This is a genomic window from Streptomyces sp. NPDC088254, from assembly GCF_044740925.1.
Taxonomy (GTDB): Bacteria; Actinomycetota; Actinomycetes; order Streptomycetales; family Streptomycetaceae; genus Streptomyces.
In genome coordinates this window covers 155348-169858 of the sequence record NZ_JBIURQ010000012.1, presented here as the reverse complement: position 1 = coordinate 169858, position 14511 = coordinate 155348, and the positions used below count along the sequence as shown (strand labels likewise).

The following is a 14511-nucleotide window of genomic DNA, read 5'->3' as shown; positions in this document are numbered from 1 at the left end:
CGGCTCGCCCGACGCGTTACGCCGAGCCGGCTCCGGGACACCAGTCAACTCCTCGTACCGATGGGCTCATCGCCTCTTGCGGACGGGAGTGCTGATTCATTCAGCTGCGCGGCGCCTCGCCGTGAAGTGCCGGCAGGCAGGCGGAGCGACCGCAGTGGGCAGCGGGCAGCTCCCCCCAGTCGGGCGGGCGGCCTCAGGCGCCGGCTATGCCGTCCAGCTTTCCGGCCTTCGCCTCCTCCACCAGAGAGGCGAACTGGTCGGCGCTCATCTGGACACGCTGTCCGAAGTCGTCGGTGAGCAGGACGCGGCGCTCGGCCGGGGCGCCGGGGTCGACGAACAGCTGCGGGCAGCCGCAGTTGCAGTTTCCGCAGAAGGTGGCCAGGGGCTCCAGACCGGTGATCTCGTTCATCGTGCACTGCCTTTCAACGGGAAGTAGGGCCGCCAGGTCCACGCCGTCACCTGGCGTCCCGTAGTGGCCGAGACATACCCCCGGTCGCGCGGCGCCACGCGCCCGCGCGCGCAGCGACTGAGGCACGGTCAAGTGCGCCTGTGCGCCGTTTCGCACCCGGTGCTCCATGTGCCCCTCAACCTGCGGGAACCAGACCGAACGACTCATCGACTACCTGGGGAGGGATTGTTCCGGCCTCGCCTGGCGCGACGGCATCCGTGCGCGTCCTGGCCGTCGGCCCGCGTGCGGGAGTGGTGCGGCTTTTCAAGAGCCTCCGCATGGTCACCAGCACGCGGCGCGGCAGCGCCGGACGGGCCAGGGACCTGGGGCTCCCGGAGTGGCTGCGCACCCTGCACGCCCGCGGCATGGTGTGGCGAGCGTGTGCACCGGTTCGCTCGTGTTCGCCGCTGCCGTATGCCGATGACGGGACCGTCGTGACCAGTGCCGGGGTGTCGGCTGATATCGACGCCATGGCCATGCGCCTGGGCCCGCTGCGGCGGAGCCGCGTCCACCTGGTTCCAGTACGAGGTCCAGAACCCGTGCGGGTCTCAGGGTTGCTGACGCGCGCTCACCGCCGTCTCACCGGTCGGCGGTTTCGGCAGGGTGGGCGGCGGCGTCCTCGCGGCTCCCACTGGTCGCCAGGGGGCGGGCGGCGTAGGTGATGCGGATGACGCCGTCGGGGTGCCGTTCGGTGCGCGCGTCGACGCCGAAGACGTCGGCGAGAAGATCCGGGGTGAGTACCTCCAGGACCGGTCCCGCCGCCGCGACGCGTCCGTCGCTCAGGACGACGAGGTGGTCGCAGAGGCGGGCGGCGAGGTCGAGGTCGTGGAGGACGGCGAGGGTGGTGATGCCGGTGGTCCGGATCAGGTCCAGGAGTTCGAAGCGGGCGCGGATGTCGAGGTGGTTGGTGAGCTCGTCGAGGACGAGGAGCCTGGGGTTCTGGGCCAGAGCGCGGGCCAGCAGGACGCGCTGGCGTTCGCCACCGGACAGGGACGCGTAGTCGCGGTCCGCGAAGGGCTGCACGCCGCAGCGGTCGATGGCGTCGGAGACCGCGTGGTGGTCCTCGGGTCCGTCCCGGCCGAGCAGGCCGTGGTGGGGGGCGCGGCCGAGGGCCACGATCTCGGTGACCGTCAGGCCGGTGGTGTTGCCGCCGGCGTCCTGGAGTACGGCCGCGGTACGGCGGGCCGCGGCGCGGGGGGACAGTTCCCACACGTCGTCCTCACCCACGCGGATCGCCCCGTCCGCCGGGCGCAGTGAGCGGTAGACGGTGCGCAGCAGGGTGGACTTGCCGCTGCCGTTGGGGCCGACGAGGCCGACGATGTCGCCCTTGCGGGCATCGAGGCTCACGTCCCTGAGGATCGGGTTGCGGTCCAGGGTGACGTGGAGCCGGTCCACGGTGAGTTTCATGTTGGCAGTCCAAGTCAGTCCAAGCCCTTGTTGCGGCGCAGCAGCCACAGGAAGAAGGGGGCGCCGAGCAGGGCGGTGAGGATGCCCAGCGGCAGTTCGTTGGGGCGGTCGAGGGTGCGGGAGAGCAGGTCGACGAGGACCAGGTAGACGGCGCCCAGGAGCGCCGTCAGGGGCAGCAGCCGCCGGTGGTCGGCTCCGATGGTGAGGCGTACCAGGTGCGGGATCATCAGGCCGACGAAGCCGATGCTGCCCGCGACCGCGATGACCGTACCGGTCAGCAGCGCGCTGAGGACCAGCAGCACGGCACGGAGCCGGTTGACGTCGACGCCGAGGGCGGTGGCGGACTCGTCGCCGGCCAGCAGCACGTTGAGGCGGCGGCCGAACAGGGTCATCAGCGTGGTGGTGACGAGGACGACCGCGGTGACCGTGGGGAGCTGGTCCCACTGGGCGCCCGAGACGCTGCCGAGCATCCAGAACATCACCGTCCGCAGCTCGGTGGGCGTCGCCTGGAGCTGGACGTAGCTGGTCGCGGAGAGGAAGACGTAGCCGACGGCGACGCCCGCGAGGACCAGCCTGGTCGGGGCCATCCGCCCCCGGCGCTGTCCGAGGGCGAAGACCAGCGCGCCTGCGGCGACCGCGCCGAGGAAGGCGGCGGCCGACACCCCGAGGCCCGCGAGCGCGGCGCCGCCGCCCAGGGTGATGACGAGGACCGCGCCGAGCGTGGCGCCGTAGGAGAAGCCCAGCACGATGGGGTCGGCCAGCGGGTTGGACACCACGGTCTGCAGTACCGCGCCGGACACGGCCAGGCCGGCGCCGACCACGGCCGCCAGGACCACGCGCGGGGTGCGGAAGTTCCAGACGATCTGGTCGAGCGCGGGGTCGGAGGGCGCCGTCCCCACGCCGGTGACGTGGTGGAGGACGATTCCCCACACGTCACCGACAGGGACGTTGACGGCGCCGATGCTGATCGCCACGATCATGGTGGCGGCCAGCGCGACGGGCAGGAGCGTGAACGCCAGCGGGACCTTGACACGGCTCAGAGCGCGTCGGGGTGCAGCATCTTCGCGACCTTCTCCACGGCCAGGTCGTTGCTCGGGCCGAGGTACATCGAGTCGGACAGCGTCACGTACGTGTTGTTCTTGGCGGCCGGCCACTGGGGGAACTCCTTGAGCAATTTCTTGGCGTAGGCCGCCGGGTTCGGGTCGTTGTAGGCGATGACGACGAGGGCGTCGACGTCGGTGGCGGCGACCTTCTCCTTGCTGAGGTCGGCGAAGGTGGTCTTGGCGGCGTCCTCGAAGGCGTTGGAGCCGCCGGCCCTGGCGAGGATGTCGTTGATGATGCCCCTGCTGACGACCGAGCTGAAGTCGTTGCCGCCCATGGACATGTTGGAGAAGAGCACCATGACCTTCGGCTTCTTCTCCCCCTTGACCTTTTCGGAGACCGCCGCAATGTTCTTCTCGGAGGCGGCGATCAGCTTCTCGGCCCTGTCGCCGACGTTGAAGATCTTTCCCATGTCGCGCAGCAGCCGGTAGCTGTCGGCGACGGTCATCTTGGAGGGGTCGTCGTCGCAGCCCTGCGGAGAGATGTAGCTGCCCGCGCCGACCTGCTTCAGCTGCTCGCGGGTGGCGAAGCCGTTCTTCTGGTCGAAGCCGTACCTGGTGACGGACAGGACGAGATCGGGGCGCAGGCCGAGCATGGCCTCACGGGGGATGTCGTACGCCTCGTTGAGCTTGACGTCGCCGGTGGGCAGCTTCTTGATGGCGGCTGCGCGGCCCGGGACCTCGGACATGCCGTAGCCCTGCTGGTTGGCGACGATCTTGTCCTGGAGGCCGAGGGCGAGGAGCGTGGAGACCTCGGCCACGGAGGCGCCGTTCATGACGACGACCCGGCTGGGGGCCTTGTCGAAGGTCTGCTTCTGGCCGCAGTTGTCGAGGGTCACCGGGTAGCCGGCTTTCGAGGCGGCCGCCTCGGTCGTCTCGTCGCCCGCCTTGTCGACGGGCGAGGAGCCGCATGCCGCCGTGAGGAGACACAGGGTTGCGGCCAGGGCGGTGGCGGCCGGCCGTTTCATCGACATGCGGGCTCCTTGCGTGCTTGACGCACTTGTGGGCTCAAGGGTTCTGTTGCAGTAGTCGGAGTGAAGCAGCCCTGGGTTCCCGGCAGTTGCGGCGTCTGTCGCGGTGCCCCGGGTCCCTTGCTCACGATGGCGCACCGGACGACGCGAAGAGCGGGTCATCCGCGTCGGCTGGTCAGGTGAGCTGGGTGCGGCCGCGCAGAACGCGGCCTTCTCCGGACCCGGGTCCTCCTCTGAACCAGCGAGTACGCGGTCAGGGGGTCTCCGGCGGCCACGGATACTCCATCACGTGAGCCACCCGCCGGGCCATCTCCGCCCCTTCGAGGCGCTCGACGAGGTGAAGGGACATGTCGATGCCGGCGGACACGCCCGCGCTGGTCACGACGTGTCCGGCATCGACCCATCGCCGCCCGGAGCGCACATCGACGTCCGGATACCGCGACGCGAGGTCGTCGAGAACGCTCCAGTGAGACGTCGCGCTCAGCCCCGCGAGGAGTCCCGCCGCCGCGAGGACCAGGGCGCCGTTGCAGACGGACGCCATGAGCGTGCCTTGGTCCGCGAGGGCCCGCAGGCGTGACAGGTGCTTCCGGTCGGTCTGGAGGAGATCTGTTCCGGCACCGCCGGGGTGAACGAGGAGGTCCGGCCTCGGCTCGTCGTCGACGGTGCCGTCGGGCGTGACCGTCAGCCCCAGGCCGCACCGCACCGGTCGGCCGTCGATGCTCGCGCTGCGGACGACCACGTCCCGTTCGGTCAACTCCTGCCAGAGCCGGAAGACCTCCCACGGGCCGACGGCGTCCAACGGCTCGACGTCCTCGAAGAACAGCACGGTGACTCGATAGGGCAGTACGTCAGTCATGGTGTGGGGCATCTCCTGGAGAGCGAGCGGGACGGTTCGACACGAGGTCGGACCACTCGATCGTTCCGGCCCTCGATCACGGCCCACAAGTGGCAGAAGACGCGACTACCGATAGATTTCTGCCGTGGCCGTTCCGATCACCTCGCCTCGCGCTGTCCGGCGGCATCGTGTCGCCGTGCTCGCACTTGACGGAGCGCTGCCGATGGAGGTCGGCATGCCGTTCCACATCCTCGGTCTGCCGGAACTGTCCTACGAGCTGCTGCTCTGCGGTCGCGTCCCGGGCCCCGTCGAAACGGCCAGTGGATGGCCTTTGATCGCCACGCACGGCCTCGACGCGGTCCGCACCGCGGACACCGTGATCGTGCCCGCCTTCCGCGGACATCTCGACGGCGCACGGGACGAGGCGGTGGCCGCACTGCGCCAGGCACACCGAGGCGGCGCCCGCACCGCCTCCATCTGCACAGGAGCCTTCGCGCTCGCTTCCGCGGGGTTGCTCGACGGGAGGCGTGCGACGACCCACTGGCGCTACGCAGGCGAACTCGCCCGCCTCCACCCGAAGGTCGAGGTCGACCCCGACGCGCTCTACGTCGACGCCGGGGGCGTCCTCACCTCCGCGGGCGTGGCCAGCGGCATCGACCTGTGCCTGCACCTCGTGCGCCGCGACCACGGAACGGCCGTCGCGAACGCGGTGGCACGCGAGATCGTCGCCGCACCCCATCGGGAGGGCGGACAGGCGCAGTTCATCAGAAGGCCGCCCGCGCCGCCGAACAGGACGGGTATCGGCCCGACGCTGGAATGGGCGCTGACCCGCCTCGACAAGCCACTCACGGTCGCCGATCTGGCCGCACACGCCCGGCAGTCCACCCGGACCTTCGTGCGCGGCTTCGCGGCCGAGACGGGCACCACCCCGATCAAGTGGCTCAACACCGCGCGCGTCGACCGAGCACGCGAACTCCTCGAAACCACCGATGCCACCATCGGGCACATCAGTGAGGTCTGCGGCCTCGGCACCCCGGCGAACCTCCGGCAGCACTTCCGTCGCGCCACCGGGACCACACCGAGCGAGTACCGCCGGGCTTTCGCCGTGGTCTGACCCCTCACCACCGACTCCAGTTCGGCCAGGCGGCAGGACGCCGGCCAGTGCCGGACCGCTGTGCAGGTGCCTGGGACGGACCGGGTCGCCCCTTGGCGCCGGCTGCGATCCGCCGGACCGGTCGGCGGACGCCGTCGGGTCCGCGATCAGGAATTCCCTCCCAGAGCAAGGTGGGTGGTCGGACCGGCTCGGGCCGCGGCGACGCGGAGCTGCGCGTCGGCTCCGGTGAAATCGTCTGCGAGGCCGGCGAGCCGGTGAGGATCTGGAACTCGCGATGAAGCCGCAGAACCCGGGAACGCCGAGGCCCTCGAACGCAGTTCCGCGAAGACGCCCGCCGGGACGGCGCCCACACAGGCCGTGGCTTCGGCCTCGGTTCGATAACAGTGAAGGACGGACAATGGTTCTACAGAGCAAAGATTGCATAGGCTCAAGATCAGAGCGTTCCAGCGGTCTCAGCCCGAGCCACCGAGGGGGCCTCCCGTGCGGATGGCCGTCCGGGAGCGGTCCACCTCTCGGCATACCGGCAGCACATCCGGCGGCACGCTCGGATCAGCGTCGCGAAAAGGCTGCCGACAGCCACAAGGACGGCGAAGGCACCCTCGGCGAGGCGTCGACACGCCCACCGGACGCGGTTGGAGCGGGAACGCCGCGACGAGTTCACAACGCCAGAGGCGGTCGCAGCAACGAGCCGAGCCCATCGGAGGAGTTTTTCAGGAATTCGGAACAGGATAGCAAGCTAGGCAATCCAGGGCGGTCCCACAAGAAGTCGAAGAAAGCACCGACATTCACACCTTCACGGCTCCCGCGAGCTCCGACGCCGGAGCCGTGAAGGTATGCGCTCATTTTAATCGGAACTGAAATTCTGAATCTCAGACCTCCCCTTCCCCCGTAACGCGACTGTCAAACCAAGGGATTTCCGGATTGTTATCCCGGCGTGACTCGGTGCCGTAATGCCCGGAACGCCCTCTCCCCATGCCATAATTTCATCCGATTTACTCCGGATCGGAGTCGTCGCGCACAGGCCTCTTGCGAGAAGTTCGTGCGCTGCAAAATTCAACTTCTCCATCTAGGTTTGTCACCCATGAAATCCAGCATGGAGACGGATTCACCCTCGGTACCGAGTATCGACCTCCCCGATATCGCGGACGGCGCAGCTGTGTGGCGCATCGCCCGTGACACCGGGGTCCTCGATCTCAATTCGACCTACTACCTTTTGTGGTGCCGTGACTTCTCCCGCACCTCCGTCGTCGCGCATGACGTCCTCGGCCACCCCATCGGATTCATCACCGGATACATGCGGCCCGGTCACACGCAGACCTTGGTCATCTGGCAGGTGGCAGTGGACCGCGCGCATCGAGGTCGCGGGCTGGCCGGCCGGATGCTCGACGACCTCGCGGTACGCAGCGTGGGCGCCGGGGCTCGCCGCGTCGAGACGACGATCACACCCGGCAATGAACCCTCGCACCGGCTGTTCGCCTCGTTCGCCCAACGGCGTGGGGCGTGCATCGAGCGCGAAGTCCTCTTCGGCGAGGGCCTGTTCCCGACGGCGCACGGGCACGAGCCCGAGATCCTCCACCGCATCAGCCCGCTGACACGAACCGCACCCAAGGACCTGCCTCAGTGACTGTCACTCCGCCTTCCTCCTCCATCTTCGAGACTCTGGAATCCGAGGTCCGCAGCTACTGCCGCAGTTGGCCTGTCGTGTTCGACCGCGCCCGAGGCAGCCGCGTCCATGATGAGGACGGGCGGACCTATCTCGACTTCTTCTCCGGTGCAGGAGCGCTCAACTACGGGCACAACAACCCGGTCCTCAAGCGCGCCCTGCTGGACTACCTGGAACACGACGGCGTCACGCACAGCCTGGACATGAGCACGACCGCGAAGCGGACCTTCCTGGAGCGCTTCCAGGAGGTCGTGCTGCGCCCGCGCGGCCTGGCTCACAAGGTGATGTTCCCCGGCCCCACCGGCACCAACGCCGTGGAAGCAGCGTTGAAGCTGGCCCGCAAGGTCAAGGGCCGGGAGGCGATCGTCTCGTTCACCAATGCGTTCCACGGCATGTCTCTGGGCTCGCTGGCCGTGACGGGCAATTCCATGAAGCGGGCCGGTGCGGGGATTCCGCTCGTGCACGGCACCCCCATGCCGTTCGACAACTACTTCGACGGACGCGTCGCCGACTTCCTCTGGTTCGAACGTCTGCTGGAGGACCAGGGTTCCGGACTCAATCAGCCCGCCGCTGTGATCGTCGAGACGGTTCAGGGCGAGGGCGGGGTCAACGTGGCCCGGCCGGAGTGGCTTCGCGGTCTGGCCGATCTGTGCGAGCGGCGCGACATGCTGCTGATCGTCGACGACGTTCAGATGGGCTGCGGGCGGACGGGCTCGTTCTTCTCCTTCGAGGAGGCCGGCATCGTCCCCGACATCATCACCCTCTCCAAGTCCATCGGCGGCTACGGCCTCCCCATGGCCCTGACCCTCTTCAAACCCGAACTAGACGTCTGGGAGCCCGGGGAGCACAACGGCACCTTCCGCGGCCACAACCCCGCCTTCGTCACGGCGACGGCAGCCCTGGACACGTACTGGGCGGACAGCGACAGCATGACGAAGCAGACCATCGCCCGTGGCGAGCAGACCGAGGCCGTCCTGCGCGAGATCGTCGCCGAGCACCCCGGCACCGGCGCCCGCCACCGCGGGCGGGGGCTCGTGTGGGGCCTGGAGTTCGACGACAAGGGATGGGCGTCGCGGGCAAGTGCCCGCGCCTTCGAACTGGGCCTGCTCATCGAGACTTCGGGTCCCCAGGACGAGGTCCTCAAACTTCTGCCCGCATTGACCATCACCGCCGACGAGCTCGACGAGGGGCTGCGCACTCTCGCCCGGGCAGTACGCCAGACCGCACAGGGAGAGACGAACACATGATCGTTCGATCACTGACCGACATCGAGGGCACGGACCGTGATGTGACCGCCGAAACCGGAGCCTGGCGCAGCAGGCGTCTCGTCCTCGCCGGGGACGGCGTGGGCTTCTCGGTCCACGAGACCGTGATGTACGCGGGCACCACGACTTCCATGTGCTATGCGAACCACGTCGAGACTGTCCTGTGCGGCGAGGGCGAGGGCGAGCTCACCGACGACGAAACCGGCGAGACATACCGGGTCTCCCCCGGCACGCTCCACCTTCTCGACGGGCACGAGCGGCACACCACGCGCCCCCGCACCGATCTGCGTTTGGTCTGCGTCTTCAATCCGCCGGTCACCGGCCACGAAGTGCACGACGAGAACGGCGTCTACCCCCTGCTCACGGAAGGAGCCTGAGATGACCGACCTGTATCCGACACGCGGTGCGGCCGAAGTGACGACGCCCCGCCGGGACCCGGTGCTCTGGGGCGAACCGTCCGCGGAACTGCGCGACTTCGAACGTGACGGCTTCCTCACCGTGGACGAACTGCTCACCCGGAGGCAGGTCCTGACCTACCGGGCCGAACTGAAGCGGTTGATCGCCGATCCGGCGGTACGCAACGACGAGCGTGCCGTCATCGAATCCTCCTCCCAGGAGATCCGCTCGATCTTCGAAGTCCATCGCATCAGTGAGGTATTCGCCCGACTCGTCCGGGACCCGAGGGTTGTGGACACCGCTCGTCGGATCCTCGGTTCCGACGTCTACGTCCACCAGAGCCGCGTCAACGTCAAACCGGGCTTCGGGGCCGGCGGGTTCTACTGGCACTCCGACTTCGAGACCTGGCACGCCGAGGACGGCCTGCCCCGGATGCGCACCGTCTCGGTGTCGATCGCTCTCACCGAGAACCGTGACACCAACGGCGGCTTGATGATCATGCCGGGCTCACACCGCACCTTTCTCGGCTGCACGGGAGCCACGCCCAGGGACAATTACAAGAGATCTCTGCGGATGCAGGAGGCCGGCACCCCCTCGGCGTCGGCGCTGACCGAGATGGCACTGGAGCACGGCATCAAGCTCTTCACCGGCCCCGCGGGCTCGGCGACCTGGTTCGACTGCAACTGCATGCACGGTTCCGGGGACAACATCACGCCCTACCCGCGCAGCAACGTGTTCATCGTGTTCAACAGCGTGGAGAACCAGCCGGTGGAGCCCTTCGCCGCCCCGGTGCGCCGACCGGAGTTCATCGCGGCCCGCGACTTCCTGCCGGTGGGATAGGTTTCCGCGGTCCGGCCGAAGCGGAGGCGCACGGCCGGGCCGCGTGGACAGCCTCGAACGCCCGCAGGTACCGCCCGACCACCGCCCGCACCTCGGGATCGTCCGGCTCGCACCCCGCTTCGAGGTCGCGCGTACCCGCCGAGGGAGGCACGGGCACGTTGCGTGCTGTTGACCGCCGCGACCGTGGTCCCCAGCTGCTCGGCGACCTCGGCCGCGGTGAACTCCAGCGCCTCCCGCAGCATCACGCTGTCTCGCCGGAACGCTCTGCACCGCCGCCACCCGCGCCGGGCGCAGGTCGAACCGCACGCCGGGAAACGGCTCCATCCAGAGGACGCCGGTTGCCGGCGCCGGCAACGCCTCAGGATCGTCGCTCGGCGCGCCCGGCCCGGACGGCGGCGGATGCCCGCAGCGCCCGTCCACCGCGGTCAGGCAGGCGTTGGCGGCGATCCGGTAGGGCCACGTCCGTAGCGACGCACGCGCCGGGTCGTACCGTTCCCCAGCCTTGCAGGCGGGCAGCAACGTCGACGCGAGCCCGCCGCCGCGCCGGTCACGTCTCGTGCAGATGCGCCGAAGCCACACGCCCCGGCCGCATGATGCGTATCTTGTGCCTCTCGCAGGAAGGGCACTGCGGTGACTGCAGCGGGGACGGCACGCGTTCGCCGTCGAGTTGGTAGTCCGCGGTGATCCGGGCGTGCTCGTCCACGGTCACGTCAATGTCGTATGTGCCCTCCCAGCCGTGTCCACAGTCGAGGCAGACGAACGAGTACGCACGTCGGACGTGGTTCGTGGGCATGGGCGCCTCCTGGTAGCGGTGGGTCGGTCTACGTCGCCACCACCCAGTTTTGCACAGTGCAATATATAGGTGCCGCGCAGTCTTCGTCCGAGATGACGGAGCGGCGGTGTGGCGGCAGGAACTTGTCCGGCACCCCCTGCGCAGAGGCTGCGTGCGGGAGGAGGCCGCGTCTTATGCGGCCGCTGTGTGCACCGCGCGCAGGGCGCTTTGGTGACTGAGCCAGCCGACTGGCTCGCCGTGCGGGTGGTCAAGGACCGGGACCCCGGTTCCCCCCGCTGCGAGCAGGGCGTGCAGCGCCTGCGCGAGGGGCTGGTCCGCGGTGACGGACGCGGGTGGTTCGGCGAGTTGACCGACCCGGGCGGGCGCGGCTTCCGGCTGTTCGGCGAGAGCCTCGGCGACCGCCTGGGCGGTGACCACCCCGGCGTACGCGCCTGCCTCGTCCACTACCGGCAGCGCACCGTGGCCGGAAATGCTCAGCAGGTCGGCGGCGTCGGAGAGCGGTGTCGACCACGACAGGGGCGAGGGCAGGGGCTCCATGACGGCGTCGACCCGTTGCGTGCCGATCTGTGCGCCCCGTGTGGCGCCTTCGATGTCGATGCCGCGGCGGCGCAGCTTGAGCGTGTAGACGGTGTCGCGGGACAGCAGGCGGCTGGTGGCGGTGGCGAGCACGATCGCCAGCATCAGCGGCAGGATGATCGAGTACTCGCCGGTGAGTTCGAAGAGGATCACCACGGCCGTGATCGGCGCGCGGGAGGCGCCCGCGAAGACGGCGCCCATCCCGACCAGGGCGTACGCGCCCACCGCGCCGGCCGTGCCGGGCAGCAGGTCCTGCGCGACGATGCCGTACGCCGCGCCCAGCATCGCCCCGATGAACAGGCTGGGCGCGAAGACGCCGCCCGAGCCGCCGATGCCGATGGTGAGGCTGGTCGCCAGCATCTTGCCCACAAGCAGCAACAGCAGGAAGCCGGTTGCGTAGCCGCCCTCGGTCGCCTTCTGCAGCACCGGGTAGCCGACGCCGTACATCGCGGGCAGGGCGAGCAGTACCAGGCCGAGCGCGAGGCCGCCGACCGCGGGGCGCAGCCACTCGGGGCCGCGCCACAGCCAGTCGCAGGCGTCCTCGACCAGGTACAGGAACCGCGAGAAGCCCACGCCGACCAGGGCGGCCACGACACCCAGCGCGGCGAACAGGCCGTATTGCGCGAGATGGTCGACGTGGAAGTCCGGCAGGCTCAGGAAGGCCATGTCACCGAAGGCCGCCCGGCCGATGACGCTCGCCGTCACGCTGGCCAGTACGGCCGCGCCGAACGCCTCGGTGCTGAACGTGCCCAGGATCAGCTCCATGGCGAAGAAGACGCCGGCGAGGGGGGCGTTGAAGGTGGCGGCGATGCCGCCTGCCGCGCCGCAGGCGACGAGGAGCTTCATCCGTCCCTCGGTCACCTTCGCCAGACGGCCGAGTGTTGAGCCGAGTGCCGAGCCGATCTGCACGATTGGCCCCTCCCGGCCCACCGAGCCGCCCGAGCCGATGGTCAGCGCGGAGGCCAGCGTCTTCACGACGGCCACCTTGGGGCTGATCCGCCCACCGCGCTGGGCGACGGCCACCATCACCTCGGGCACCCCGTGCCCGCGGGCCTCCCTGGCGAACCGGAACACCAGCGGCCCGTAGAGCAGGCCGCCGAGGACGGGAGCGAACAGCACGAAGTACGGGCCCAGCCATGGCACGTGCGGATTGCCGGAGCCCGGGGACGCGGCGTAGTCGCCGTGGCCGGAGAAAAGGTGTGTGAAGGTGGTGATGCACCAGCGGAAGACGATCGAGCCGGCTCCCGCCCCGGCGCCGACCACCACGGCCAGTACCGGCAGCCCCCAGGGCGCGGAGCGCAGATCGGTGACTCTCCGCGAGAGTGGGAGACCGTTCGGCGCCTTCTGCGCCGCGGCCGGCCTGTTCTTGACCGTTTGGACGGCACTCATCACTGCCCCTTCCCGTACTTTTGCATTATGCAAAGTATCTCAGGTGGGGCGATGCGAGCATGTGCGCTGGTGACGGCCTCCGGTGAGGACGACGTGGGCGGCACTGCGGGGGCCAGGAGAGTGAACGCTGGGGGATCCGCCGCCGTACCCGCACCATGACGGGGCGTGCCGACGCACCGGATCCGGTCGGGCCTGGGAGGAGACGTGCGAAAGGGGGCCTGCGTGTCCCTCTCGGAGAGGGGAGAGAAAGAGCGGGTGAACACGTCGGGCGCCTGTGCCCGGGCGGGTGTCCTCGCCCTGGCGGGCAGCGTCCTCGCCGCCCTCGGCCACCACGCGGCCGGCGGCGCGGCAGAGCCGTGGCGCCTTGTGGGCACCCTTGTGCTGCTGCAGTTCGCGGGTGTCTGGCCCGCCGCCCGCCGTCGCTTCTCTCCGCTGGCCACGGTCGGATGCACGCTGGCGGTGCAGGGCGCGCTCCATCTGGCTCTCGCCTGGGCGGCCAACGGGCACTGGAGCACGGCGGCCCGCGCCGGTCCCGCCGTACATGGGATGAACGGCGGCTCGGTGACGGCCTCCGGCGACGGCCACTCCTGGCACCAGGCGTCCGACGCTATGACCGCTGTCCACATGGGCGCGGCGCTCGCCGTGGCATGGCTGCTGCACCAGGCCGACGCGGCCGTCGCGGCCGCCTTGGTCGACGCCCGCACGGCACGACGTGTGATCGTGGCCGCGCGTGGGCGGCTGAGACGGTTGTGGCTCAAGCTGCTGATTCGCCCGGTGCGCCGGGCACTGCCGGTCTTGCGGCGAGTGGCGTGCCGAGGGACTTGCCTGCCGATGGGATTCGGAGCGCCGGAACGTGCGCTGCCGCGCCGGGGGCCACCGGAACATCTCGCTGGTCCGGTCCCTTCGCCATCATCCCGGCCGGGTCGAAGCCCGCCCGGTCTCCCGCTTCCGGAGTTCGTTCGTGCCCCTGTGTTCCGTGCAATCCCTGCATCCCTCTGCTCGCGAGTTCGGCCGCTTCGCCGTGTCCGGCGCCCTCGCTCTGACATCCGCTTTCGTCCTGGCCCGCCCCGCATCCGCCCACGCGGGGGTCGAGGCCGACGCTCCGAGGGCTCTGGCCCGCAACGTCACCCTCACCTTCACCTCCGAGGCCGAGTCCGACACGGCCGGCTTCACCCGGGTGCGCGTCGTCCTGCCGAAAGGCATCGAGCCGGGCGAGGTGACGCTCGCGCACGCCCCGAAGGGCTGGACTCTGAAGATCACCTCGGACGGCTACACCATCGGCGGCCCTGCCCTGGCAACGGGTGAGGACGCCGAACACGCGATCACTGTGCGCCGGTTGCCTGACGTCCAAGAGCTCGTATTCAAGACCATCGACACCTACGGCGACGGCAGGATCTCGCGATGGCTCGAACTGCCCACACAGGAAGCCAAGTCGGACCAGCCCGCTCCGGTGCTCAGGCTGAAGCCCGCGACCGCCGACGCGCAGCCCCTCGACCCGCCTTCCGCGAGGGTGTCCCGCACACTGTCCGAAGGTCCCTCCGACGGCGGTGACGCCCATGCCTCGGCACGCACGGAGGCCGAGAAACCGGCCGGAGGGCTGATCGCCGCCGGGACAGCCGCCGCCCTGCTCGGGCTCGGCGCATTCGCCTGGCGGCTGAACCGGCGCCGCGCCGGGCGGGGCGGTGCGCGGTGAACCGAGCGTCCACCTTCGGCG

Annotated in this window: 13 protein-coding genes; 6 read left to right on the top strand and 7 right to left on the bottom strand. The window is 69.7% G+C overall.

The window, feature by feature from the left end; translation table 11 throughout:
* Window positions 1–193: 193 nt before the first annotated feature.
* The 5 genes from ACIOC0_RS31800 to ACIOC0_RS31780 form a co-directional block, all read right to left on the bottom strand.
* The gene (locus tag ACIOC0_RS31800) at window positions 194–409 is read right to left on the bottom strand and encodes a hypothetical protein (RefSeq protein WP_402159202.1); all 216 of its coding nucleotides are present in this window, start codon (window positions 407–409) and stop codon (window positions 194–196) included.
* 618 nt (window positions 410–1027) lie between these two features.
* Window positions 1028–1855 carry an ABC transporter ATP-binding protein gene (locus tag ACIOC0_RS31795; protein ID WP_402159201.1) on the bottom strand — a complete coding sequence of 276 codons (828 nt, stop codon included), beginning with the start codon at window positions 1853–1855 and terminating at the stop codon, window positions 1028–1030.
* A gap of 14 nt (window positions 1856–1869) precedes the next feature.
* Window positions 1870–2835, bottom strand: a complete 966-nt coding sequence (locus ACIOC0_RS31790; RefSeq protein WP_402159200.1) for a FecCD family ABC transporter permease — start codon at window positions 2833–2835, stop codon at window positions 1870–1872.
* A gap of 56 nt (window positions 2836–2891) precedes the next feature.
* Complete coding sequence (locus ACIOC0_RS31785) at window positions 2892–3929, bottom strand: ABC transporter substrate-binding protein (protein ID WP_402159199.1); 1038 nt, start codon at window positions 3927–3929, stop codon at window positions 2892–2894.
* A 250-nt stretch (window positions 3930–4179) separates the two neighbouring features.
* The gene (locus ACIOC0_RS31780) at window positions 4180–4782 is read right to left on the bottom strand and encodes a DJ-1/PfpI family protein (protein ID WP_402159198.1); all 603 of its coding nucleotides are present in this window, start codon (window positions 4780–4782) and stop codon (window positions 4180–4182) included.
* A 175-nt stretch (window positions 4783–4957) separates the two neighbouring features.
* On the opposite strand from ACIOC0_RS31780, the gene ACIOC0_RS31775 reads away from it, so the two are divergent.
* From ACIOC0_RS31775 to thpD, 5 genes are all read left to right on the top strand, one after another.
* Window positions 4958–5875 carry a GlxA family transcriptional regulator gene (locus tag ACIOC0_RS31775; protein ID WP_402159197.1) on the top strand — a complete coding sequence of 306 codons (918 nt, stop codon included), beginning with the start codon at window positions 4958–4960 and terminating at the stop codon, window positions 5873–5875.
* Between the two features lie 1081 nt (window positions 5876–6956).
* Entirely contained in the window at window positions 6957–7499 is a 543-nt protein-coding gene (gene ectA / locus ACIOC0_RS31770; RefSeq protein WP_402159196.1) for a diaminobutyrate acetyltransferase, read from the top strand.
* Window positions 7496–8785, top strand: coding sequence for a diaminobutyrate--2-oxoglutarate transaminase (gene ectB / locus ACIOC0_RS31765; protein ID WP_402159195.1), 1290 nt, complete (start codon window positions 7496–7498; stop codon window positions 8783–8785). Before ectA ends, ectB begins: the two co-directional genes overlap by 4 nt.
* Complete coding sequence (locus ACIOC0_RS31760; RefSeq protein ID WP_402159194.1) at window positions 8782–9180, top strand: ectoine synthase; 399 nt, start codon at window positions 8782–8784, stop codon at window positions 9178–9180. The genes ectB and ACIOC0_RS31760 overlap by 4 nt, the downstream gene beginning before the upstream one ends.
* 1 nt (window position 9181) lies before the next feature.
* Entirely contained in the window at window positions 9182–10039 is an 858-nt protein-coding gene (gene thpD / locus ACIOC0_RS31755; RefSeq protein WP_402159193.1) for an ectoine hydroxylase, read from the top strand.
* Window positions 10040–10586: 547 nt separating this feature from the next.
* On the opposite strand, the gene ACIOC0_RS31750 is transcribed toward thpD, so the two are convergent.
* Entirely contained in the window at window positions 10587–10832 is a 246-nt protein-coding gene (locus ACIOC0_RS31750) for a hypothetical protein (protein ID WP_402159192.1), read from the bottom strand.
* 171 nt (window positions 10833–11003) lie between these two features.
* Window positions 11004–12797: a chloride channel protein gene (locus ACIOC0_RS31745; protein ID WP_402159191.1), complete on the bottom strand. Its 1794-nt coding sequence runs from the start codon at window positions 12795–12797 to the stop codon at window positions 11004–11006.
* Window positions 12798–13773: 976 nt separating this feature from the next.
* Here ACIOC0_RS31745 and ACIOC0_RS31740 point away from each other — a divergent pair.
* Complete coding sequence (locus ACIOC0_RS31740) at window positions 13774–14490, top strand: DUF1775 domain-containing protein (RefSeq protein WP_402159190.1); 717 nt, start codon at window positions 13774–13776, stop codon at window positions 14488–14490.
* Window positions 14491–14511: the final 21 nt, after the last annotated feature.

Bases quoted from the DNA above. Each gene is read 5' to 3' on its own strand.
- ACIOC0_RS31780 (WP_402159198.1), bottom strand. From the start codon at position 4,782: ATGACTGACGTACTGCCCTATCGAGTCACCGTGCTGTTCTTCGAGGAC.
- ACIOC0_RS31785 (WP_402159199.1), bottom strand. From the start codon at position 3,929: ATGTCGATGAAACGGCCGGCCGCCACCGCCCTGGCCGCAACCCTGTGT.
- ACIOC0_RS31795 (WP_402159201.1), bottom strand. From the start codon at position 1,855: ATGAAACTCACCGTGGACCGGCTCCACGTCACCCTGGACCGCAACCCG.
- ACIOC0_RS31800 (WP_402159202.1), bottom strand. From the start codon at position 409: ATGAACGAGATCACCGGTCTGGAGCCCCTGGCCACCTTCTGCGGAAAC.
- ectA (WP_402159196.1), top strand. From the start codon at position 6,957: ATGAAATCCAGCATGGAGACGGATTCACCCTCGGTACCGAGTATCGAC.
- ACIOC0_RS31745 (WP_402159191.1), bottom strand. From the start codon at position 12,797: ATGAGTGCCGTCCAAACGGTCAAGAACAGGCCGGCCGCGGCGCAGAAG.
- ACIOC0_RS31790 (WP_402159200.1), bottom strand. From the start codon at position 2,835: ATGATCGTGGCGATCAGCATCGGCGCCGTCAACGTCCCTGTCGGTGAC.
- ACIOC0_RS31760 (WP_402159194.1), top strand. From the start codon at position 8,782: ATGATCGTTCGATCACTGACCGACATCGAGGGCACGGACCGTGATGTG.
- thpD (WP_402159193.1), top strand. From the start codon at position 9,182: ATGACCGACCTGTATCCGACACGCGGTGCGGCCGAAGTGACGACGCCC.
- ACIOC0_RS31750 (WP_402159192.1), bottom strand. From the start codon at position 10,832: ATGCCCACGAACCACGTCCGACGTGCGTACTCGTTCGTCTGCCTCGAC.